Here is a 21,396-nt window from a genome sequence, read left to right on the forward strand (position 1 = left end):
TAACCGGGGCAGGGTGTCTGGTTGTTGGCAGACACACTGCCCGGCGAATTCAGTAAAGCGACGGTCAGGCGGTTACAACGGTGCCCTGTTTTTCTGCATGCTGGTCATCCATGCAACGCCGATGGACAGCAGCGCAACAACAGCGGCGACATACCCTACGGCACCCAGGCCCAGGTGCTCGATGGTAAGGCCTCCGATGATCGATCCCAGACCGATGCCGGCATTGGCTGCCGAGACATTCAGGGTCCCGGCCAGTGCCTGGGCCTGAGGCGCTGCTTTCATCACTCTGATCTGGCAGATCGGAAACAACGCCGTGTGCGCAATGCCCCAAATCACCAGTACCACGGCAAGCAGCGGCATGGAGCCTGCGGCGGGTACGCTTGCGGTCATGCCCAGTGCGAGCAGCAGCGCAAACGCCATGGTCGAGCCGAGCGGGCTGCGGTCCACATAACGTCCACCCAGGGCATTGCCGATCAGGCCTACCGCGCCGAAGCCCATCAACCACCAACCCACTTGAGCCGATTCGATGCCCGCGATGCGTTCCAGCGTATCAGCCAGATAGGTATAGGCGCCGAACATGGCCGTGAACAGCAGGATGGACAGCAGCAGGTTGGCGAGGAAAAACGGATCCCGAAGAATTTTTGCCTGCTCCGCGAGGCCGACCTTTGCGGTAGGTTCGATACGCGGCATCGACAGTGCCAGCAACAAAGCCATCAACGCTGACAGCAACGTCAGAGCCCAGAATGCCCCGCGCCAACCCACGGCATCGGCGAATACCGTACCCAGCGGGATACCGAACAGCATGGCAGCCGAGATACCGAGGTAGACCTGCGCAACGGCCTTGCCAGCGCGCTTCGGTCCGGCCAGCAGGCTTGCCGTTTCACTGGCGGTGCCCCAGAACACTGGCAAGGCCAGTGCCGGAATGAACCGTGCCAGCGCCAGCACCCAGATATTGCTCGATACCGCCGCCAGTGCGTTGGAGGCGGCAAAGATCAGCAGAATGACGATGAACGTGCGCTTGCGGTCCAGGTGCGAAAGCATGGCCGTCAGCGGTGGGCCAAAGAGCATCACCGTGAAGGCGAACAGCGTCACCAGCAAACCGGCAGTAGAGATGGAGATTCCCAGATCACGGGCCATCGAAGGCAACAGACCGATGATGAGAAATTCAGTGGTGACGATCACGAAGCCGGCCAGGGCCAGAATCGCGATGGACAAGCCGGCGCCGGTCGAGCTTGCGCTGCGAGCGCCGGAGGCAGTGGTTTCCAGAGAAGGCATAGTGCAGACCCATTAAAAATAAGTCCGCCAGCTTATTGCAGAAATGAGCTTGTATCTTTGCCAAGTTTTCCCTTTATTGTGGACTGGAATTCACTAATTGGAATTTCGTCTGTGTCCTGTCCAGGGGCCGGCCTTGGGCGAGCGAATGTTCGGCGTGTTGCGGGCGGATTGAGTCGCATCGGACCGGCTGACCGGTCCGCAGATCATTGGCCGATAACGGTCTTCACCAGCGCGGCGTGCTCTTTCGGATTCTTTGCATTGGAGACCACGTTCAGCACGGCTGCGCGAGTACCCGATGCCGCGATGATCGACGTGCTCAGCACCTGGGCGTCGCTCATGGTCGCCGAGGTGTCCAGCTGGCGCACACCAAGACCGTTCTTCTTGACGATCTTCTTGTCACCCAGCTTTTTGAAATCCTTGTAGCCGGTACTCTGCTGGGCAAGGATGCCGGTGACCAGCCCATCAAGTACTGCGCCATCGTTATCGCTGGCCTGCACGCCCATTGGCATCGGCGTTTCGGTAACGATCAACACGCGCTTTTCAGCCGCATTGGTGTAAAGCGACCCCGTCACACCCTGAGCCTTGGCCTTTGCGTCAATCTCGGGCATCTCGCCTTGTACGTAGCCCGCAGGAATGGTGAAGGCCAGTTTGCCGCCCAGCAGTGAAGCGTTTTGCACCGCAGCAGCGGCGGGCGCGGCGGCCTGCGGCTTGGTGGCAGCCTGAACGCTGACCATGCTCTGGCACGCTGCCAGTGCGATACACACAACGATTGTCTTGAAACCGAAAGAGCGCATGGAAATTCCTTTTTGTCTGTTAATGACGCAGGCGTTTGCGCCTGAGGCATGTGATTAACCAGGCAGGTAAAAGTGCCCATAAAAAAACGACCAGCCCGATCACTCCGGCTGGCCGTCGTTTTACTGCGTTACGCTTATTCGGCGATCTGCAGCTTGCGCGACTCGGTGTAGACGTAGCGCACTTTTTCATACTCGAACGGCGAGTTGAGCTGGCCGTAACGGAAGCTGGTGACGTAACGGCGGTCAATGGCACGCAACACGGTGATTTCCGGATGGTCGCTGCTGACTTCGGCCACGTTGAGGAAGTTGATCTGGTTTTCAGCCGTGTAATCGAACAGCATGCCGCCGGTGTCACGCAGGTTCGATGGACCGAACAATGGCAACACCAGATAAGGCCCGGACGGCACACCGTAGAAGCCCAGGGTCTGGCCGAAGTCTTCGCTCTGGCGCGGCAGGCCCATCATGGTCGCCGGGTCCCACAGACCGGCGATGCCGATGGTGGTGTTGAGCAGCAGGCGGCCAGTGGTGTCCAGCGAGCGCTCGCCCTTGAACTGCAGCAGGCTGTTCAGCAGGTTGGAGACGTCACCCAGGTTGCTGAAAAAGTTGCTCACACCGCTGCGCACGAAGCCAGGGGTTATGTAGCGGTAGCCGTCCACGACCGGCAGGAATACCCATTCATCGAAACGGTAGTTGAAGTGGTAGACCCGGCGGTTCCAGGATTCCAGCGGATCATAGACTTCCAGTGCGTTGATGGAGGCGCGCTCGAACTCACGCTGATCCAGCCCCGGGTTGAATTGCAGCGACTTCAGCGGCTGGGTAAAGCCATCAGCATCGGTCTGACGGGCCACCGTGGCCGGATGCTGGGCCTTGTTGCTGGTATCCGCGTCAGCGGCCTGGACTGTGCCGGCACAGAGCAGAGCGGCAAGAAGTAAAAGACGTTTAGCCACGGAAAAACTCCAGCATTGCGTCGGTGTTGACGCGGTAATTAACGTTGCCGCAATGCCCGCCGTACGGGTAAACGGTCAGGCGATCGCCAAAGGTCTTGCGCAGGAAGCCGAGGTCACCCGAGCCCAGAATCACGTCGTCAGCGTTGTGCATGACGGCAATCTTGGTGTTGCTGTGCAGGTAGTCCTTGAGTGCATAGAGGCTGACCTGGTCGACCAGTTGCAGAAGGCTACCGCCGTCGGTGCGCGCGCGCCACATAGGGATGACCTGTTCGGTCAGGTAGCAATCGAAGTCGCACTGCAGGGCACGCTTGAGGAACGGCGTCAGGCTGGTGCCTTCGGTGATCGGGAATTTCGGTGGCGTGATCAGACCGCGACGGTTGATCAGGTCGGAGGTGAACGCGATGTCAGCCGACGAGAAGCGGAACGTGGTACCGATCAGCATCGCCATCTGTTCATTGGTCAGGTGCTGCTTGGACTGCTGGAAGTCGAACAGCAGTGCATCGTTGAGGTCGATGTAGCCCTTTTGGCGGAAGTAGCGGGTCAGCTTGGCCAGCACCAGTTCATAGAACGTGGTGGTGTTGTTGATGCCCTTGACGTTGGTCTGTACCAGTTTGTCGAGGTTGCTGATCGAGGTGTAGAGATTGACCGGCGGGTTGAGCAGCAGGACTTTCTTGAAGTTGAAGCTGCGGCGGGTTTCATCCAGTTTGCTGACAAACGCAGCATTCAGTGCCCCAAGGCTGTAACCGGTCAGGTAATAGTCGGTTACCGGCAGTTGCGCCTGCTGAGCCCGAATGGCCTGCATGACGCGATAAATGTCTTCTGCGTCGTCGGTGGAGACGCCAGGAGTCGCAAAGCGCGAGGCCGAGGTCATGAAGTCATAGCTGGTGGGCGAAGACAGCTGTACGACGTGGTAGCCCGCGCCGTAATAGAGCTTTTTCAGGAATTCATTGATCGTGCTGTTATACGGCGCGCCGGTGCCGGCGATCAGGAAGATCAGCGGGGCAGCGTGGTCCTGCTTGGCCAGGCGATAGTGCAACTTCTTCACCGCCCAGAAGTTGTCGGGCAGGGTGAACTCGCGCTCGGGATGCAGGTTCAGGGTGTAGACATCCTGATCGATATCTTCATCGTCAGGCAGGTCGGGGCGCAGAGCGGGCGGTGTGGTCGCAATGGTCGCTTCGAACGGATTAGTCAGCGGGTAGCCATAGGTGGCGGAGTCGACGTTGGTTGCCAGAGCGGACGCACTTAAACACAAGCCACCTATAACAGTGGCGAGGCGCAGAAAACGGAGCATGACTAAATCCCTTGGGAAAGAAGTGCTGATGAAATACGCAGGCTATGACCAAGGTGTAGTGCCAAAGTGCCCCATCCACTGGTTAATCCTGTAAATATGACGGAACAATACACGTTCTTTGGATTTTGCAATGCAGATATGCGGTTTATTTTTGCGTGACTAGCGTATTTGCTGCCCCGGCGCGACGTTTGCACTGCTGGTAAAGGTTGGCAGACCATGGCCTGGAGGCGGATTTTCCAGCTCGCGGAAAGCACAAAGGAGAGCCGTAGCTCTCCTCCAATGTGGTTCACGTGCTCTTTTTATTGTTATAGGGCGGCCTGTTATTGTTGTTGGCGACCAGTCCCTTTACAGCGTTGTTGTGCGACCCCTATCCGGGGTCAAGAGCAAACGTATTTTTTTGAGCGCTGATTCGCTTTAATCACCTGCCTGCACAACAGCGTGATCCCACCGGTTCTGGAGCTACCTGACGGTAGTTTTATTGTTCTCGGTCCGGTCGCGAGGCCTTTCATTGAAAGGGCCCTGTAAAGCTGATCCACTCCAAAAAAATCTGTTAGCTGCGCCTCTGTCCGTTTTGTTCTTGTTGTGTCAGAGCCGTTACGTCTTGTTTTTATTGGTTTGCCGCATCATTTGTTGTTTTTGTTGTACCAGAGATATAGCAGGACCCGTGCCAGTTTTTTAAAAACCTTTAAAATCAGTAATTTGCGGATTCTGATGATTGTTGGCTGGTCATGGAGCCGGAAAAAATGTTTCCGTGTTACCCGTTCGCGTCGGTGATCGTGAAGCTGCGGTAACACATCGTGTTTCCTTCGAAACATGAGCCAGAGTGGTGCGCTGCAGTTCTCTACCGTCTATACGACGTTGGTATGGGGAAGGGGGCTCGCCCATAGGCATGAAGCAGCGTCCTCAGCTGTTGATGGCCGGATCAAGGCGTTTTTCGGGGCGCGTTGTCGTTGATGGCTCGTTGTTGTCGTTTCCCATTGCCCCAGTGTCGCAGACAGAGCATGCCTGCCTGTTCCGCAGGTCGATGATCAGGGTGGCGTTGCGGTGCGTTTGACTGCGCGTGGCAGCGATAAAAACGTGCAAGGCGCCGCGTGCCCCAAGGTCGGGCGCGAGGGCGGTCTGGAGAACAACGTTAACCATGTTCCGACAACCGTCGGTGCAGACTTCCGGGGAAGCGACAATGATGATGCGAAAAATACTGGGGGCGGGTGCCGCTCTGGTACTTGCGGTCAGCTCCACGCTGGCGATTGCCGAAACCAAGACCCTGACCATTGGCTATGTGGAAGGCTGGTCCGACAGTGTCGCCACCACCTTCGTGGCTTCCGAGGTGATCAAGCAAAAGCTTGGCTATGACGTCAAGTTGCAGTCTGTCGCTGCAGGGATCATGTGGCAGGCGGTGGCAACCGACAAGCTGGACCTGATGCTGTCTGCGTGGCTTCCGGGCACGCATGGCGAGTACTACGCCAAGTACAAGGATCAGGTCGTCAACTACGGCCCCAACTTCAAGGACGCCAAGATTGGCTTGATCGTGCCTGAGTACGTCAAGGCCAAAACCATCGAAGACCTGAAGACTGATGCCTCCTTCAACAAGAAGATCACCGGGATCGATGCGGGCTCGGGCGTGATGCTCAAGACCGATCAGGCCATCAAGGACTACGGTCTGGACGGCTATAAGCTGCAGGCGAGCTCCGGCGCAGGCATGATCGCCGAGCTGACCCGCGCAGAGAAGGCGAAGAAATCCATCGTGGTTACCGGCTGGGTGCCGCACTGGATGTTCGCCAAGTGGAAACTGCGTTTCCTGGACGACCCGAAAGGTGTCTATGGCGAGGCTGAAACCGTCGACAACGTTGCCAGCCTGGGGCTGGAGAAAAAAGCGCCTGAGGTCGTGGCCTTCCTGAAAAAATTCCAGTGGGCATCCAAGGACGAAATCGGTGAAGTGATGCTGGCGATTCAGGACGGTGCCAAACCTGAAGCGGCAGCAAAGGACTGGGTCGCCAAGCACCCGGATCGCGTTGCTGCATGGACTGCCAAATAGTCGCAAAGTGTCTGAACAGCCCTTCTCAAGGCCGTCTGGTGTTGTCGCCAGACGGCCTTTTGTTTTTCCGCTCCGAAGTATTTTCCGTGCGACCGACTGCCGGCGGGTCCAGGCCGTGCGAGAAGAGGTATCTACAGCTAATGTCGTTCTAATACTAAGGTCGTCTGGAGTGCGCGCCGGACCCGACTAAAGTGCGTTACGTGACATCTCATCTGTGCTGCGAGGACAAAAACAATGAACGACAGCATTTACCTCTCGATTCAAAACAGCCCCCGTTTCAAGGAGCTGGTCTCCAAAAGAGAGCGTTTCGCCTGGATTCTCTCGGCGATCATGCTTGGCCTGTATGCGGCCTTTATTCTTTTGATCGCTTACGGACCCCATATTCTGGGGGCCAAACTAAGTCCCACTTCGACCATTACCTGGGGAATGCCGATAGGCGTTGGGCTGATCCTTTCCGCGTTCATATTGACGGCCATCTATGTTCGCCGTGCCAACGGTGAATTCGATGACCTGAACAACGCGATCCTCAAGGAGGCTCAGCAATGATCCGGCGCCTATCAGCAGCACTTGGCCTGGCCGCCTTCGCGCCGACCCTCTGGGCGGCAGACGCGTTGACGGGTGCAGTGCAGAAACAACCCCTGAACGTCGCCGCGATCGTCATGTTCGTGGTCTTCGTCGCTTTCACGCTGTACATCACCTACTGGGCATCGAAAAAGAACAAGACAGCGTCGGACTATTACTCGGCAGGTGGCAAGATCACCGGCTTCCAGAACGGTCTGGCGATCGCCGGTGACTACATGTCGGCAGCGTCCTTTCTGGGTATTTCCGCGCTGGTCTACACCTCCGGCTACGATGGCCTGATCTACTCGATCGGCTTCCTGGTAGGCTGGCCGATCATCCTGTTCCTGATCGCCGAACGCCTGCGCAACCTGGGTAAATACACCTTTGCCGATGTGGCGTCGTACCGCCTCAAGCAAAAGGAAATTCGCACCCTGTCTGCCTGCGGCTCACTGGTCGTGGTGGCGTTTTACCTGATTGCGCAGATGGTCGGTGCCGGCAAGCTGATCCAGTTGCTGTTCGGTCTGGACTACGCCGTTGCGGTGGTGCTGGTCGGTATCCTGATGTGCCTCTATGTGCTGTTCGGCGGCATGCTCGCTACTACCTGGGTGCAGATCATCAAGGCGGTGATGTTGCTGTCCGGTGCGTCGTTCATGGCATTGATGGTCATGAAGCACGTCAACTTCGACTTCAACATGCTGTTCTCCGAAGCGATCAAGGTTCACCCCAAAGGTGAAGCGATCATGAGCCCTGGCGGGCTGGTGAAAGACCCGATCTCGGCGTTCTCGCTGGGTCTGGCCCTGATGTTCGGTACTGCGGGCCTGCCACACATCCTGATGCGCTTCTTCACCGTGAGCGATGCCAAGGAAGCGCGCAAGTCGGTGCTCTACGCAACCGGCTTTATCGGTTACTTCTACATCCTGACCTTCATCATCGGTTTCGGCGCGATCCTGCTGGTCAGCACCAATCCGGCGTTCAAGGATGCAGCAGGCGCCTTGTTGGGCGGTAACAACATGGCTGCGGTTCACCTGGCCGATGCGGTCGGTGGCAGTCTGTTCCTGGGCTTCATCTCGGCAGTCGCTTTCGCCACCATTCTGGCAGTGGTTGCCGGTCTGACCCTGGCGGGTGCTTCGGCGGTTTCCCACGACTTGTATGCCAGCGTCATCAAGGCAGGCAAAGCCAACGAGAAGGACGAGATCCGTATCTCGAAAATCACCACCATTGCCCTGGCGGTCGTGGCGATCTTTCTGGGTATTGCCTTTGAAAGCCAGAACATCGCCTTCATGGTGGGCCTGGCGTTCTCGGTCGCGGCAAGCTGCAACTTCCCGATTCTGCTGCTTTCCATGTATTGGAAAAACCTGACCACCCGTGGCGCCATGATCGGCGGCTGGATGGGCCTGATCAGTGCAGTGGTGCTGATGGTGCTCGGTCCGACCATCTGGGTGCAGATCCTGCACCACGAGAAAGCCATTTTCCCTTACGAATACCCGGCGCTGTTTTCCATCGCCATCGCCTTCGTAGGTATCTGGTTCTTCTCCATCACCGACAAGTCGAAAGCGGCGGAGGGCGAGCGCGCTCTGTTCTATCCGCAATTCGTCCGCTCGCAGACGGGGCTGGGTGCCAGTGGTGCGGTTTCGCACTAAGGTACCGGTGTTGTGAACGAAGCAGCCTTCGGGCTGCTTTTTCATGAGCGATAAAAAAACCCCGCTTGAAAAAGCGGGGTTTTTTATTGGCTATATGCGCTGCTGCGTGGAGCAGCAGGTCATATCTTGCCGAGCAACACCAGAATCAGCAGGATCACCAGGATCGTACCGATGATGCCCGACGGACCGTAGCCCCAGCTGCGCGAGTGCGGGAATACTGGCAAACCGCCAACTAGCAGCAGAATCAGAACGATGATAAGAATAGTGCCGATACCCATGGTGAGTTCCCTCTTTACATTAGTGTTAATTAACAGATGCCGTTAAAACGTCACGCCAGACGGTATGAAGTTTGCCTGCTTGACTCATCGGACTCTGGGGGTTGGAGAAAGGTTCGATCTATTTTAAATAATTTCTTACATTTCTAAAAAACATTGAAAATCAGCATCTTGTCGTACTTTTGTCTGACAATAACTTGGCCCGTTTTAACCTGGTGGGTTTGAATCGGTCTTAAAAACAATTGAACTAAAGGCCCTGAAAAGTTTCCGTTCGCTTCGAACTTTCCACCTGAGGGATGGGCCACAAGAGGACGCAATGATGGTTTATCGAGTGGCGGCGGATGCCGTGGTCGTGTTTCATCTACTGTTCATTGTGTTCGTCCTGTTCGGCGGACTGCTGGTATTGAGAAGGCCCTGGCTGGCACTGCTGCACGTTCCAGCTGCGGCCTGGGGGACTGCGGTCGAGTTTCTGCATCTGTATTGCCCGCTGACACCGCTGGAAAACACCCTGCGCAGCAACGCTGGAGGGCAGGGTTATACCGGGGGCTTCGTTGAGCATTATCTGATCCCGCTGATTTACCCGGCCGGGCTTACGCCGGGCATACAGCTCTGGCTGGGCGGCATCGTCGTGCTGCTCAATGTGTCGGTGTATGGCCTGTTGTTGCTCCGTTATGTGGCCCGGTCCAGGCGTCCATAGGGCTGCGGTTTGTTCCAGGCATTCAGCGTCTTGATGGTGGGTTTGTGGTGCTTCCACTGTGATTACACTCAGGCAACTCCTGCACATCACAAGGCACTCGCTATGCAAAACCGCATCATGATTACTGGCGCCGGCTCAGGTCTGGGTCGTGAAATTGCACTGCGCTGGGCGCGCGAAGGGTGGCGGCTGGCACTCTCGGACATCAACGATGCCGGCTTGCAGGAGACCCTTGCGCAAGTACGCAAGGCGGGTGGTGACGGTTTCGTGCAGCGTTGCGACGTTCGCGATTACAGCCAGCTCACCGCGTTTGCCCAGGCGTGCGAACAGCGCTTTGGCGGCATCGACATCATCGTCAACAATGCGGGTGTGGCCTCGGGGGGCTTTTTCAACGAATTGTCGCTGGAGGACTGGGACTGGCAGATCGCGATCAACCTGATGGGGGTGGTCAAGGGCTGCAAGGCGTTCCTGCCTATGCTGCTGGCCAGCAAGGGCAGGATCATCAACATCGCCTCGATGGCAGCGCTGATGCAGGCCCCGGCGATGAGCAATTACAACGTCGCCAAGGCCGGGGTCGTCGCGCTTTCCGAGAGCCTGCTGGTCGAACTGCATGATCAGGGGGTTGGTGTTCATGTGGTCTGCCCGTCGTTCTTTCAGACCAACCTGCTGGATTCCTTCCGCGGCCCCACGCCCGCGATGAAGGCGCAGATCGGCAGGTTGCTGGAGAAGTCGCCGATCACCGCGGGGGATATCGCCGACTGCATCTTCAGGCAGGTTGGCGAAGGCGAGTTCATGATCCTGCCTCATGAAGAAGGCCGCATGGCCTGGGAAATGAAGCGCAAGCAACCGCAGGCGATGTACGACGAAATGACCGTCATGTGCGCGAAGATGCGCGCCAAGGCGCAGAAGGGGCATGCCTGACTAACCCGGAAGCGCTGCGTCCTCTTGCGACGCAGAGCGTCGTGACCTGCATTCCCACGCTGGAGCGTGAGGAACGATAATCGCGACTATCGTGCGACGCTCCGCGTCGTCATGCCGTTCCGGACGCTCCGCGTCCTCTTGCGACGCAGAGCGTCGTGACCTGCATTCCCACGCTGGAGCGTGAGGAACGATAACCTCAACTATCGTGCGACGCTCTGCGTCCTCTTGGGTGGTATCAAGGTCATGACCACACTGTTTTCTGATAGGGTTGCGCGCATCTTGCAGCCCTGACCTGAGAACCTTTCATGCTCAATTACCTGTGGTTTTTCCTCGCTGCTCTGTTCGAGATATTCGGCTGCTATGCCTTCTGGCTGTGGTTACGTCAGGGCAAGAGCGCGCTGTGGGTGATTCCTGCGCTTGTAAGCCTGACGGTGTTTGCACTGTTGCTGACACGTGTGGAGGCGGCTTATGCGGGCCGAGCCTATGCGGCGTATGGCGGGATCTACATTGTTGCGTCGATTGCCTGGCTGGGGCTGGTCGAGCGGGTCAGGCCGCTGGGCACGGACTGGCTGGGTCTGGCGTTCTGCGTCATCGGTGCGACCATCATTCTGCTGGGGCCGCGTTGGTCCGCCGCTTGATTAACCACTGCCGCGAACGATATTTCCCACGGATTTGGCTGGAAAGTAAGACGTTTCCTTCAGTCTTTTCCGGTGCTGTTGCAGGACGTTACTGATTTGCCATCAGCGCATTGAAGCGCCTTGTTTCGCCATGCACCCTGCCTCTTTTGCGCAACGCAAGGGTGGGAAAAATGCTGGTACTGACGCGGGAAATTGGCGAAACGTTTTCCATTGGTGATGACATCACCGTGCAGATTCTGGGCATCAACGGCAATCAGGTCAGGCTCGGGATCAATGCCCCGAAAGACGTCAAGGTTCACCGCGCCGAAGTCTACAAGCGAATCGCCAGGACGCTTGCGCAACAGGCAACAACGCCGCTTCGGTGAGCGGCGTGGTCAGCAGGCGACGTTGTGAGCAAATGACCTGACTCGGCCTTTGGAGGCTATTCGAAAAACTCCTTCGGCACGTCGTGCTTGAGCATCAGCTGACACTGCTGGCTCTCAAGGTCGAAAAAGATCACCGCCTGGCCCTTGGTCAACGCATGACGCACGCGCAGTACACGGGTTTGCAGCGGTGTTTCGTCGCCATTATCGGTGCCCTCACGGGTGACGAAATCCTCGATCAGGCGAGTGAGGGTGTCAGGTTCCAGTTGGTCGTAGGGGATCAGCATGGCGGTTCTCGTGTCGATGAGCGGCGATGATAGAACTGCGGCGCCACGCACCGCAATTCACAGGGCCTCAACTCTCTTCGCGATTCTGCCCGATCAGGCTGTCGACCGGTGGTACGCGGGTATCGGATTCCATCTGCGCATCGTGTTCGATCTGATGGCTGAAGCGCTCCAGCGAGCTCTGCGCCGGTTTGGCATCGCTGGCGAATACCGGTGGGCTGAGTATGTAGGCACCCAGCAACTTGCTCAGCGCCGCCAGACTGTCGATATGCGTGCGCTCGTAGCCATGCGTCGCGTCACAGCCGAAGGCCAGCAGGGCGGTGCGGATGTCATGCCCCGAAGTCACGGCCGAGTGCGCATCACTGTAGTAATAGCGGAACAGGTCACGACGCACCGGCAACTCGTTTTCCACACCCAGCCGCAGTAGATGGCGGGACAGGTGGTAGTCGTAAGGACCGCCCGAGTCCTGCATCGCCACGCTGACGGCGTGTTCGCTGGAATGCTGACCTGGCGCAACCGGCGCGATGTCGATGCCGACGAACTCGCTCACGTCCCAGGGCAGCACGCCAGCCGCGCCCGTACCGGTTTCTTCGGTGATGGTGAACAGCGGGTGACAGTCGATCAACGGCTCGGCACCGCTGTCGACAATGGATTTCAGGGCGGCGAGCAGTGCCGCGACACCAGCCTTGTCATCCAGGTGGCGGGCACTGATGTGTCCGCTCTCGGTGAACTCCGGCAGCGGGTCGAAGGCGACGAAGTCACCGATGCCGATACCCAGCGATTCGCAGTCGGCGCGGGTGGTGCAATAGGCATCCAGGCGCAACTCGACGTGGTCCCAACTGATCGGCATTTCATCCACGGCGGTGTTGAACGCGTGACCGGAAGCCATCAGCGGCAAAACGCTGCCACGGATCACGCCGGTGTCGGTGAACACGCTGACCCGGCTGCCTTCGGCAAAGCGGCTCGACCAGCAGCCGACCGCAGCCAGTGACAGGCGGCCGTTTTCTTTAACTTCCCGAACGCTGGCACCGATGGTGTCCAGGTGCGCCGATACGGCGCGGTCGGGGCTGTTCTGCTTGCCCTTCAGCGTGGCGCGGATCGTGCCGCGGCGGGTCAGTTCGAACGGAATGCCCAGCTCTTCGAGACGCTCGGCCACGTAACGCACAATAGTGTCGGTGAAGCCGGTAGGGCTTGGGATCGCGAGCATTTCCAACAGAACTTTCTGCAGGTATTTCAGATCCGGATCGGGGATATTTGCAGGGGTCATGGATGCTCCTTATGGAACAGTTGCAAGCCACGGGCTGCAAAGGCTGATACGCCATTTGCAGCCGTGCCCGCAGCTGCGATCAGATATGCACAGGCAGGCTGTGCGGAAACAACAGATCGACGAAACGTTCGGCGGTGGGTTGTGGTTCGTGATTGGCAAGGCCTACGCGTTCATTGGCTTCGATGAACACGTAGTCAGGCTGGTCGGCAGCCGGCACCATCAGGTCCAGACCGACCACCGGGATGTCCAGCGCCCGCGCGGCACGCACCGCTGCGTCGTGGAGCACCGGGTGCAGAATGGCCGTGACATCTTCCAGGCAGCCGCCAGTATGCAGATTGGCAGCACGACGTACGGCCAGGCGCTGATCCATCGGCAGAATATCGGCGTAGTCAAAGCCGGCCTCGCGCACCGTGCGCTCGGTTTCCTGATCCATCGGAATACGGCTTTCGCCATCCGTTGCAGCGGCGCGGCGTCGGCTCTGCGCTTCGATCAACTGTTTGATGGTGTGGCGACCATCACCAATGATTTCAGCCGGGCGACGTATCGCCGCCGCCACGACCTGAAAGCCGATCACCACGATGCGCAGGTCCAGACCTTCGTGAAAGCTTTCCAGAATCACGCGAGTGTCGAACTGGCGGGCCTGTTCGATGGCGCTCTGCACGTCTTCAATGGTGCGCAGATCAACCGCGACGCCCTGACCTTGCTCACCGTCCAGCGGCTTGACCACGATTTGCCCGTGCTCTTCGAGAAACGCCAGATTATCGTCTGCGTTGCCCGCCCTTTGCTGTGCGGGCAGGCGCAGGCCGGCGGCCTTCAGGGCACGATGGGTCAGGCTCTTGTCCTGACACAGGGTCATGCTCACCGCGCTGGTCAGATCGCTCAACGACTCGCGGCAGCGGATGCGACGACCGCCATAGCTGAGGGTGAACAGCCCGGCATCGGCATCATCCACCTGCACGTCAATGCCGCGTCGATGGGCTTCCTCGACAATGATCCGCGCATACGGATTGAAGTCTGCCTGCGGGCCTGGGCCGAGAAACAATGACTCGTTGATGCCGTTCTTGCGCTTGATGGCGAAGGTCGGCAGGTTGCGAAAATTCAATTTGGCGTACAGCGCCTTGGCCTGATCGTTGTCATGCAGCACCGACAGGTCGAGGTAGCTCAGGCCGCGACTCATGAAATGCTCGATCAGGTGCCGGACCAGCACTTCGCCGACACCCGGCCGCGTGCATTGCGGGTCAACCGCCAGGCACCAGAGGCTGCTGCCTTTTTCCGGATCATTGAAGGCCTTCTGGTGGTTGAGGCCCATGACGCTGCCGATGATCGTCTTGCTGCCCTCGTCCTCGGCCACCCAATACACCGGGCCACCTTCGTGGCGCGGGGTCAGCAGCTCGGGGTCGATGGGCAACATGCCGCGCGCCAGATACAGGTTGTTGATGGCCTGCCAGTCGTTCTCATTATGCGCACGGCGGATACGGTAGCCGCGAAACACACGGTGCGCCGGGCGGTAATCGCTGAACCACAGACGCAGCGTGTCCGACGGGTCGAGAAACAACTGCTGCGGCGATTGCGCCAGCACCTGTTGCGGGGCTGCCACATACAGGGCGATATCGCGCTCGCCGGGTTTTTCGTTGAGCAGGTCCTGAGCCAGTGCGGCCGGATCAGGGTAGGTGTGACCGATCAGCAAGCGTCCCCAGCCACAATGCAGCGCCAGAGGGTCTGCATCTATCTGGCTGCCGTCTTCAGCGAGTCGCGCCTGCAGACGTTCGTACGAGGGCGACTGGCCGCGCAACAGGCGCTGGCTATAAGTCGTCGCGTTCTGTTTCATCGATCACAGTCCCTGTTCGCTGAGCCACAGGTTCAGCGCTGCCAGTTGCCACAGCTTGGAGCCGCGCAATGGCGTGAGCTGGCCCTCGGGGTTGGTCAGCAACTTGTCGACCATGGCAGGGTTGAACAGGCCGCGGTCCTGACTGGAGTCGGTCAGCAGTTCGCGCACCCAGTCAAGCGTGTCGCCCTGCAAGTGTTTGAGGCCAGGCACCGGGAAGTAGCCTTTTTTGCGGTCGATCACCTCCGAAGGAATGACCATGCGCGCGGCTTCTTTCAGCACCTGTTTGCCACCGTCGGGCAGCTTGAATTTACCCGGAATGCGAGCCGACAGTTCGACCAGACGATAGTCCAGGAACGGCGTACGCGCTTCCAGGCCCCAAGCCATGGTCATGTTGTCGACACGCTTGACCGGGTCATCGACCAGCATCACCGTGCTGTCCAGACGCAATGCCTTGTCGACAGCAGCGCTGGCGCCTGGCTGGGCAAAGTGATCGCGAACGAAATCACCGGCTGCGTCGTTGGCAGTGCGCCACTTCGGCTGCACGGTCTCGGCGTATTCCGCGTAGCTGCGGTCGACGAATGCATCACGGTAGGCGGCAACCGGATCGCTCGCGCCGTCGACTTGCGGGTACCAGTGGTAACCGGCGAACAGTTCGTCAGCGCCCTGGCCGCTCTGTACCACCTTGCAGTGCTTCGATACTTCACGCGACAGCAGGTAGAAGGCGATGCAGTCGTGGCTGACCATCGGTTCGCTCATGGCGCGGAACGCCGCAGGCAATTGCTCGATGATCTCGCGTTCCTGAATACGCAACTGGTGATGGCGCGTGCCGTAATGCTTGGCGATCAGGTCGGAATACTGAAATTCGTCACCGCGCTCGCCGCCGGCATCCTGAAAACCGATAGAAAAGGTCGACAGATCCTCGACGCCCACTTCGCGCAACAGACCGACCAGCATGCTCGAGTCGACGCCGCCGGACAGCAGCACACCGACGTCCACTGCAGCACGCTGGCGGATCGCTACCGCTTCACGCGTGCTATCCAGTACGCGGTCACGCCAGTCTTCGAGGGTGAGGTTTTTCTCGTCTTCGTGCGGGCCGTAGGGCAGAGTCCACCAGACTTTCTGTTCGACCTTGCCGCTGGCGTCGATACGCATCCAGCTGGCTGGCGGAAGTTTTTCGACGCCGGCCAGCAGGGTGCGCGGCGCAGGCACTACCGCATGGAAGTTGAGGTAATGGTTAAGCGCCACCGGATCAAGCATCCCGCTGATGTCACCGCCCTTAAGCAAGGCAGGCAGCGAGGACGCGAAGCGCAGGCGCTTGTCGGTTTTCGACAGGTACAACGGCTTGACGCCGAGGCGGTCACGGGCGATGAACAGCTGCTTGCTGTCACGTTCCCAGATGGCAAAGGCGAACATGCCATTAAGCTTGGGCAGCATGTCTGCGCCCCAGGCGTGATAGCCCTTGAGCAACACTTCGGTGTCACCGCCGGAATGGAACTGATAGCCAAGGCTTTCCAACTCGGCACGCAGTTCCGGGAAGTTGTAGATCGCACCGTTGAAGGCCAGGGACAGGCCCAGATTGCTGTCGATCATCGGCTGCGCCGAGCCGTCCGACAGGTCCATGATTTTCAGGCGACGATGACCAAGGGCAACCGGCCCCTGGCTATGAAACCCCCACGCATCCGGGCCGCGAGGCGCCAGCTCATGGGTAATGCGTTCAACAGCGGCTAAGTCCGCTGGTTGATGGTCGAAACGTAATTCACCTGCTAATCCGCACATAAGTCCTTACCGGGTTTCCGTTGGGGAGGTGACTGAGAAAGTGCAGTCACCCAGAAACTGACCCAGTGAGGGCATGGTAGTTTTAGATCAAAAAGTTATAAGCGTTTGTTTTCAGCTGGTTGGGTGCTTGCTTCTGGAATTGATGCTTTCACTGGGTTGGGGTTACTGTCGTGCTTACCGCACCCGCTTTAGGGCGGATTTTTCTGACATGTAAAGCGGATTCGGCTCATTGACGGTGATGTTTGCAGCACGCTAGTTTGGGGCACATGAAAGCACGTTAACTCACTCGGCATACATAAAGGGGTATCGATATGAACAAGCACGTCGCACAGGCTTGCGAAGAGTACGAAGGCTTTTAAACTTGTTCAGGAATTTCAAATGGAGCCCCGATCGGTCTCCATTTTTTTATGAGAAAAATCATATGGATATGTGTCTGGCTCTGGCCGAGCTGTTGGCAAATGAAAAACCTGAGCACATGGCCCTATTTCAAAAAGTCAGCCTGAGGTGCGTCGGAGGTTGTCCCCGCGCCAACAGGTGTTTCGAATTGAAGGCGCAACTGCCAGCAGACCCGCTCAATACCCGGTCATCTCCAGATACCCCACGCCTTCCTGACTCCCGCTGAACCTCACCGGCCCCTCCCAGTAGGGGATACTCACGCCCATCCAGGCAGCAGGGTTCAGCGCTTCGCTGGTGATGTCCAGATTCCGGTCGGGGACCCTGACTCTCCAGCGGGTGGGCACTTTATGCTCGCCGATCGAGGTTTCTTTCAGTGGCTCAAGGCTGATCTCGTTGGCGTGCAGCATCCGGGTGGTGCCGTCGGCGCTGATCCAGTTACCGGTCAGGTAGGGGGCAGTGCTCTTGTGGCGGATGCGATAGAGCATCAGGCGATCACCGTCTGCCAGTTGCAGCGAAAACCAGTCCCAGCCGCTCTGGTTGGCGGTCAGTGGCTGACTGCTCCATTCGCGGTCCAGCCACGCTTTACCGGTGACCTGATGTGTTTTGCCCTCAATGACCACGCTGCCTTTGGCGTCGAAGAACGGCTGGCTGTAGTAGTACGACGCCTGGCCCGCCTCCGATTTCTGGCTGTAGCCCTGTTCGCCCTGCAGCACCAGCGGTTTGCTGGATGTCAGGTTCAGGTTGTAGCGAAAGTCCTTGCCGCTGGCCTTCAGCTGCATGGCCGCCAGCGGATCACCGCTGCGGACATGGCTGGTAAAGGCCCAGTCATCGATCCACGCCGAAAAGGGTGCCAGCGTCACGTCGGCCTGACCGATGCCGCCGCGCGCGTAACGCTCCGCCACATAATGACCGCTGCTTGAAGTCGCCGCTGCATGGCCCAGCCAGATCGTGCCGTCATTCCAGCCGCTGCCGGTCTGTTGGCCGGGGCGTAGGGCATTGCGAAACAGGGTCCATTGCACGCCGAACTGCTGGCCCGCGTCATCCTTGAGGGTGGCGGTGATGTACCACCACTCGATCCGAAAGCCGGGGTGCTGGCCGTGGTCCTGCGGGAATGAAAAGACCTTGCCGGGTGTCACCTGCGCATAGCTGTCGGCCGTATTGCCCAGACCGGCGAAACCGCTTTCAGGTTGTGGTTTGTCGTCGCAGGCGGAGAGCAACACGACGATGACCAGCGGCATCAGCCATTTACGGTTCATTGGCGAATGTCCTGAGTAGGTCCGCTGGACGGCTGCGGTACAGTTTCAGCAGTGGCCAGGCCGAGGCCAGCAAAGTCGCCAGCATCGCCAGCGCCATCAATTGCAGCAGTTGCAGCGGGAACACCTGCAGCGGCAGGCGCCAGCCAAAGGCTCGAACGTTGATCACCGCATCCAGGCACCAGGCCAGCAGCAGCCCGAGTGGCAGCGCGAGCACCAGTGTCAGGACCGCCAGCAGCCAGGTCTGTCCCAGGTTGAGCAGCATCAATTGCCGTCGAGTGACCCCCAGCGCCCACAACGGGGCGAGCTGCCCGAGGCGGCTCTGGCTTTGAGTCAGCAGGCTGATGAACAGCGCCACGCCAGCCACGCCCAATGTCAGGCTGTTGAGTGCGGCCGTGGCGGCAAACGTACGTTCAAAGACCTGGCTCGACCAACCCTTGAGCTGGCTCTGATCGATGATGTGATTATCGTCCAGCTTGAAACGCGCTTGCAGCCGGGTGACCAGCGACGGGATTGCCGCCTGATCGACCCTCAGGTTGAAACGCACCGGCATCGATTGCGGCCAGTGTGCGAGCAGGTGTTTTTCATTGACCAGCAGATGGCCCTTCGGATTGCCATAGTCGGCATAGATCCCGACGATGCGCGGGGTCCACTTGCCATTGGGCACCGGGATGCTCAGCGTATCTTGCAACCCCAGTTGGAGGCGGCGTGCCAATTGTTCGCTGAGCATGACCGTGTCTTCGTCGCGCAAAACATTCCACGGATCACCGGCGACGGATTCCAGAAGCGCCCAGTGCTGGCGATAGATGCTGTGATCGATCACGCCAAACAGGTCCGCAGGCCAGCCCTGGACTTGCACCGGCACCTGCCAGTTGGGCAGCACGGCGCCGACATCCGGTTGCTGGCTCAGCCAGGTGTTCAGCGGCTCGGCCTGCTCGGGGGTCTGCGGGCTGACATACAATTCGGCCGTCAGGCGTTGCTCCAGCCAACTGTTGAACGTCTGGCGAAAACCCGAGGTCATGCTGCCTGCGCCGATGTTCGCGGCCATCGCCAGCAACAGGGCCATCAGCGCCAGACTCAGGGCGGGCAACTGTTGACGGCAATCCGCGACAAACCATTGCCCGAGCACCGAGCGGCTGCGCTTCAACAGACCGCCAAGCATGGCGTCCAGCAAAACCGGCAGGGCCAGCGCGGCACTGAGCAGCAGGGCGGACATCATCACAAACCCCAGCATCAGGCTGGTGCCGAACACCAGCGCACTCACGCCAACCACCGCGCCCAGCACCGCCACCCACGCCTGGCGCTGCAACCATCGCGCGTGGGCTTGCTGCCATGCCTGGGCATCGGCCAGCGCCAGCAACGGCAGGCGCGCAGCTCGCAACAGGCTGTTGGCACCGGCCAGCAACGCGCCAAGCAGACTCAGGCCGATACCGCTCAGCCACCACCACAGACTGAGGTTCAACTGGCCGGCGACTTCCGCGCCATACAAGCCGCGCAGGCTGGCCGCGACATCCGGTAATAACAGGCTGGCCAGCAGATAGCCGCTGACCACACCAAAAACACCGCCCAACAGCGCCAGTGCCCCAAGTTCTACGCCCAGCGCAGCTATCAACAGACGTGCGCTGACGCCACAGGCACGCAGGTTGCGCAGCAGGCCGCGACGCTGTTCAAGGGCCAGGCCAATGGCGGCGTGGACAATGAACAGACCGACGATGAAGGACAGCACCCCGAGTGCGTTCAGGTTCAGGTGGAAGCTCTCGGTGAGGCGCTCCAGATTGTTTTCCTCGCCGCTTTTCTTGATCACCAGCAGGTCATTCAGGGCTGCCGGCAGCGCAGGGTTCTGCCGGGCAAAATCCTTGGCCAGCAGCATTCCGGACAACTGCCCCGACTGGCCCAGCAACGGTTGCGCAAAGCCTATGTCAGTCAGCAAAACGCCAGGCGCCATGTCGGGTTTGGCGCGCAAGGGGGGCAGCGCGACGCCGGTTTCGGTCAGCGGCTGCTGGCCTTCCTCAAGCCCCAGCGCTTGCAGGGTCTGCGGTGCAATCCAGGTCATACCCGGCGGTGTGAGGAAGTCCACGACCTGTTCGGCGTTCAACGTCTGCCCGGCCAGCGCCGAGCCGGTCGGCAAGGTCACCGGCTCGATACCCATCAGTTGCAGGCGACGGTCTTCGCGCCCTTGAAGCACGATGCGGCCTTGCAGCATGGGCGACACGGGCCAGCCTTCACGGCGCAGCTCGATAAATAACGCCTGCGGGAACAGCCCGCCGCTGCTGGCGGTGATACGGGTCTGCGGCTCGCCGCCAATCAGCTGGCTGGCACGCTGGTAGCTTTCCCGCGCCTGGCTATTGAGCGCCTGCACACCGGTGAGCAGCGCGGTAGCCAGCCACAAACCGGTCAATACGCTGAAAAACTGCACCGGATGACGGCGCCAATGGCTCAGCAGGGCGCGCAGCGTCCAGTAGAAAACCCGCATCTCAGCGCTCGCCTTCGTCAGCCAGACGGCCCAGATGCAGCACCACTTTACGCGACAGCCGCTGCGCGACGCGCGGGCTGTGGGTGACCATCAGCAGGCTGGTAGGGCTGTCGGCGAGGATATCCAGCAGCAGTTGCAGCACCTCGTCGCTGGTGGCTTCGTCGAGATTGCCGGTGGGTTCGTCAGCCAGCAGCAGGCCGGGTCGGGAGGCGAGGGCGCGGCCTATCGCTACACGTTGCTGCTGTCCGCCGGAGAGCTGTTCGGGGTAGCGATCCAGCAGTGCGGCCAGGCCAAGGCGCTCGATCAAATGCGCCTGCCAATCCGCATCAACACGCCCGGCCAAGCGTGCCTGAAACGCCAGGTTGTCGGCTATTTTCAGGCTGCCGATCAGGTTGAACTGCTGAAACACCAGACCGATTTCGGTACGCCGCCAGTTGGCCAGCTGGCTTTCGTTCATCAGGTCCAGACGCTGGCCTGCGACCTCGATGCTGCCATCGTCGACCTGATCCAGGCCTGCCACCAGATGCAGCAAGGTGCTCTTGCCACTGCCCGATTCACCCATCAACGCCAGGCTTTCGCCCTGTGCCAGATGCAGATCGACACCACGCAAGACATCCAGCGGTCCCTGTGCCGTGGTGTAGCGCTTGAATACGTTTCGCACTTGCAGCATGAGCGGCCCAATTGTT

20 protein-coding genes are annotated in these 21,396 nt (G+C 59.3%); 7 read left to right on the forward strand and 13 right to left on the reverse strand.

Annotated features, from left to right (window positions below; genetic code table 11):
• Positions 1-72: 72 nt before the first annotated feature.
• The 5 genes from KBY08_RS17415 to KBY08_RS17435 form a co-directional block, all read right to left on the reverse strand.
• On the reverse strand, positions 73-1,275 hold the full coding sequence (locus KBY08_RS17415) for an MFS transporter (RefSeq protein ID WP_003402522.1): 1,203 nt from the start codon (positions 1,273-1,275) through the stop codon (positions 73-75).
• A gap of 203 nt (positions 1,276-1,478) precedes the next feature.
• The gene (locus tag KBY08_RS17420) at positions 1,479-2,069 is read right to left on the reverse strand and encodes a polyribonucleotide nucleotidyltransferase (RefSeq protein WP_024659541.1); all 591 of its coding nucleotides are present in this window, start codon (positions 2,067-2,069) and stop codon (positions 1,479-1,481) included.
• Between the two features lie 134 nt (positions 2,070-2,203).
• The gene (locus KBY08_RS17425; protein ID WP_003402525.1) at positions 2,204-3,016 is read right to left on the reverse strand and encodes a VacJ family lipoprotein; all 813 of its coding nucleotides are present in this window, start codon (positions 3,014-3,016) and stop codon (positions 2,204-2,206) included.
• Positions 3,009-4,307 carry a serine/threonine protein kinase gene (locus KBY08_RS17430; protein ID WP_024640447.1) on the reverse strand — a complete coding sequence of 433 codons (1,299 nt, stop codon included), beginning with the start codon at positions 4,305-4,307 and terminating at the stop codon, positions 3,009-3,011. The genes KBY08_RS17425 and KBY08_RS17430 overlap by 8 nt, the downstream gene beginning before the upstream one ends.
• A gap of 903 nt (positions 4,308-5,210) precedes the next feature.
• Entirely contained in the window at positions 5,211-5,447 is a 237-nt protein-coding gene (locus tag KBY08_RS17435; RefSeq protein ID WP_003402529.1) for a hypothetical protein, read from the reverse strand.
• A gap of 40 nt (positions 5,448-5,487) precedes the next feature.
• On the opposite strand from KBY08_RS17435, the gene KBY08_RS17440 reads away from it, so the two are divergent.
• From KBY08_RS17440 to KBY08_RS17450, 3 genes are all read left to right on the forward strand, one after another.
• Complete coding sequence (locus KBY08_RS17440) at positions 5,488-6,342, forward strand: glycine betaine ABC transporter substrate-binding protein (RefSeq protein ID WP_011268630.1); 855 nt, start codon at positions 5,488-5,490, stop codon at positions 6,340-6,342.
• Between the two features lie 234 nt (positions 6,343-6,576).
• Positions 6,577-6,888 carry a DUF485 domain-containing protein gene (locus tag KBY08_RS17445; RefSeq protein ID WP_003314526.1) on the forward strand — a complete coding sequence of 104 codons (312 nt, stop codon included), beginning with the start codon at positions 6,577-6,579 and terminating at the stop codon, positions 6,886-6,888.
• A complete protein-coding gene (locus KBY08_RS17450; protein ID WP_003402531.1) occupies positions 6,885-8,543 on the forward strand; it encodes a cation acetate symporter in 1,659 nt (552 codons plus the stop codon). Before KBY08_RS17445 ends, KBY08_RS17450 begins: the two co-directional genes overlap by 4 nt.
• A 119-nt stretch (positions 8,544-8,662) precedes the next feature.
• Here KBY08_RS17450 and KBY08_RS17455 read toward each other — a convergent pair whose 3' ends face one another.
• Complete coding sequence (locus tag KBY08_RS17455) at positions 8,663-8,821, reverse strand: DUF3309 family protein (protein WP_002552554.1); 159 nt, start codon at positions 8,819-8,821, stop codon at positions 8,663-8,665.
• A gap of 316 nt (positions 8,822-9,137) precedes the next feature.
• Between KBY08_RS17455 and KBY08_RS17460 the strand changes: the two genes are divergently transcribed.
• The 4 genes from KBY08_RS17460 to csrA all read left to right on the forward strand — a co-directional run bounded on the left by KBY08_RS17460 (position 9,138) and on the right by csrA (position 11,436).
• Positions 9,138-9,515 carry a DUF2784 domain-containing protein gene (locus tag KBY08_RS17460; RefSeq protein ID WP_057458058.1) on the forward strand — a complete coding sequence of 126 codons (378 nt, stop codon included), beginning with the start codon at positions 9,138-9,140 and terminating at the stop codon, positions 9,513-9,515.
• A gap of 102 nt (positions 9,516-9,617) precedes the next feature.
• Positions 9,618-10,433 (forward strand): SDR family oxidoreductase, encoded by an 816-nt coding sequence (locus tag KBY08_RS17465; RefSeq protein ID WP_003402533.1) that lies wholly within the window; start codon positions 9,618-9,620, stop codon positions 10,431-10,433.
• A gap of 305 nt (positions 10,434-10,738) precedes the next feature.
• The gene (locus tag KBY08_RS17470) at positions 10,739-11,071 is read left to right on the forward strand and encodes a YnfA family protein (protein ID WP_003393231.1); all 333 of its coding nucleotides are present in this window, start codon (positions 10,739-10,741) and stop codon (positions 11,069-11,071) included.
• A 170-nt stretch (positions 11,072-11,241) separates the two neighbouring features.
• Positions 11,242-11,436 (forward strand): carbon storage regulator CsrA, encoded by a 195-nt coding sequence (csrA, locus tag KBY08_RS17475; RefSeq protein WP_003402536.1) that lies wholly within the window; start codon positions 11,242-11,244, stop codon positions 11,434-11,436.
• Between the two features lie 56 nt (positions 11,437-11,492).
• Here csrA and KBY08_RS17480 read toward each other — a convergent pair whose 3' ends face one another.
• The 7 genes from KBY08_RS17480 to KBY08_RS17510 all read right to left on the reverse strand — a co-directional run bounded on the left by KBY08_RS17480 (position 11,493) and on the right by KBY08_RS17510 (position 21,380).
• On the reverse strand, positions 11,493-11,720 hold the full coding sequence (locus tag KBY08_RS17480; protein WP_003314533.1) for a YheU family protein: 228 nt from the start codon (positions 11,718-11,720) through the stop codon (positions 11,493-11,495).
• A gap of 67 nt (positions 11,721-11,787) precedes the next feature.
• The gene (locus KBY08_RS17485; RefSeq protein WP_003402538.1) at positions 11,788-12,984 is read right to left on the reverse strand and encodes an osmoprotectant NAGGN system M42 family peptidase; all 1,197 of its coding nucleotides are present in this window, start codon (positions 12,982-12,984) and stop codon (positions 11,788-11,790) included.
• 79 nt (positions 12,985-13,063) lie between these two features.
• Positions 13,064-14,812, reverse strand: a complete 1,749-nt coding sequence (ngg, locus tag KBY08_RS17490; protein ID WP_024639726.1) for an N-acetylglutaminylglutamine synthetase — start codon at positions 14,810-14,812, stop codon at positions 13,064-13,066.
• A gap of 3 nt (positions 14,813-14,815) precedes the next feature.
• Entirely contained in the window at positions 14,816-16,588 is a 1,773-nt protein-coding gene (locus tag KBY08_RS17495) for an N-acetylglutaminylglutamine amidotransferase (RefSeq protein ID WP_024641329.1), read from the reverse strand.
• A 572-nt stretch (positions 16,589-17,160) separates the two neighbouring features.
• Positions 17,161-18,240: a lipocalin-like domain-containing protein gene (locus tag KBY08_RS17500; protein ID WP_058398909.1), complete on the reverse strand. Its 1,080-nt coding sequence runs from the start codon at positions 18,238-18,240 to the stop codon at positions 17,161-17,163.
• Positions 18,230-20,710 (reverse strand): ABC transporter permease, encoded by a 2,481-nt coding sequence (locus tag KBY08_RS17505; protein WP_111522638.1) that lies wholly within the window; start codon positions 20,708-20,710, stop codon positions 18,230-18,232. The genes KBY08_RS17500 and KBY08_RS17505 overlap by 11 nt, the downstream gene beginning before the upstream one ends.
• 1 nt (position 20,711) lies before the next feature.
• On the reverse strand, positions 20,712-21,380 hold the full coding sequence (locus KBY08_RS17510; protein WP_024639723.1) for an ABC transporter ATP-binding protein: 669 nt from the start codon (positions 21,378-21,380) through the stop codon (positions 20,712-20,714).
• Positions 21,381-21,396 lie beyond the last annotated feature (16 nt).

The organism is Pseudomonas sp. P135, assembly GCF_020312125.1.
GTDB classification, from domain to species: domain Bacteria; phylum Pseudomonadota; class Gammaproteobacteria; order Pseudomonadales; family Pseudomonadaceae; genus Aquipseudomonas; species Aquipseudomonas fragariae.

Excerpts from the sequence above, each read along its gene's own strand:
- KBY08_RS17415 (WP_003402522.1), bottom strand. The coding sequence starts at position 1,275 with ATGCCTTCTCTGGAAACCACTGCCTCCGGCGCTCGCAGCGCAAGCTCG.
- KBY08_RS17420 (WP_024659541.1), bottom strand. The coding sequence starts at position 2,069 with ATGCGCTCTTTCGGTTTCAAGACAATCGTTGTGTGTATCGCACTGGCA.
- KBY08_RS17430 (WP_024640447.1), bottom strand. The coding sequence starts at position 4,307 with ATGCTCCGTTTTCTGCGCCTCGCCACTGTTATAGGTGGCTTGTGTTTA.
- KBY08_RS17435 (WP_003402529.1), bottom strand. The coding sequence starts at position 5,447 with ATGGTTAACGTTGTTCTCCAGACCGCCCTCGCGCCCGACCTTGGGGCA.
- KBY08_RS17440 (WP_011268630.1), top strand. The coding sequence starts at position 5,488 with ATGATGATGCGAAAAATACTGGGGGCGGGTGCCGCTCTGGTACTTGCG.
- KBY08_RS17445 (WP_003314526.1), top strand. The coding sequence starts at position 6,577 with ATGAACGACAGCATTTACCTCTCGATTCAAAACAGCCCCCGTTTCAAG.
- KBY08_RS17450 (WP_003402531.1), top strand. The coding sequence starts at position 6,885 with ATGATCCGGCGCCTATCAGCAGCACTTGGCCTGGCCGCCTTCGCGCCG.
- KBY08_RS17455 (WP_002552554.1), bottom strand. The coding sequence starts at position 8,821 with ATGGGTATCGGCACTATTCTTATCATCGTTCTGATTCTGCTGCTAGTT.
- KBY08_RS17460 (WP_057458058.1), top strand. The coding sequence starts at position 9,138 with ATGGTTTATCGAGTGGCGGCGGATGCCGTGGTCGTGTTTCATCTACTG.
- KBY08_RS17465 (WP_003402533.1), top strand. The coding sequence starts at position 9,618 with ATGCAAAACCGCATCATGATTACTGGCGCCGGCTCAGGTCTGGGTCGT.
- KBY08_RS17470 (WP_003393231.1), top strand. The coding sequence starts at position 10,739 with ATGCTCAATTACCTGTGGTTTTTCCTCGCTGCTCTGTTCGAGATATTC.
- csrA (WP_003402536.1), top strand. The coding sequence starts at position 11,242 with ATGCTGGTACTGACGCGGGAAATTGGCGAAACGTTTTCCATTGGTGAT.
- KBY08_RS17480 (WP_003314533.1), bottom strand. The coding sequence starts at position 11,720 with ATGCTGATCCCCTACGACCAACTGGAACCTGACACCCTCACTCGCCTG.
- KBY08_RS17485 (WP_003402538.1), bottom strand. The coding sequence starts at position 12,984 with ATGACCCCTGCAAATATCCCCGATCCGGATCTGAAATACCTGCAGAAA.
- ngg (WP_024639726.1), bottom strand. The coding sequence starts at position 14,812 with ATGAAACAGAACGCGACGACTTATAGCCAGCGCCTGTTGCGCGGCCAG.
- KBY08_RS17495 (WP_024641329.1), bottom strand. The coding sequence starts at position 16,588 with ATGTGCGGATTAGCAGGTGAATTACGTTTCGACCATCAACCAGCGGAC.
- KBY08_RS17500 (WP_058398909.1), bottom strand. The coding sequence starts at position 18,240 with ATGAACCGTAAATGGCTGATGCCGCTGGTCATCGTCGTGTTGCTCTCC.
- KBY08_RS17505 (WP_111522638.1), bottom strand. The coding sequence starts at position 20,710 with ATGCGGGTTTTCTACTGGACGCTGCGCGCCCTGCTGAGCCATTGGCGC.
- KBY08_RS17510 (WP_024639723.1), bottom strand. The coding sequence starts at position 21,380 with ATGCTGCAAGTGCGAAACGTATTCAAGCGCTACACCACGGCACAGGGA.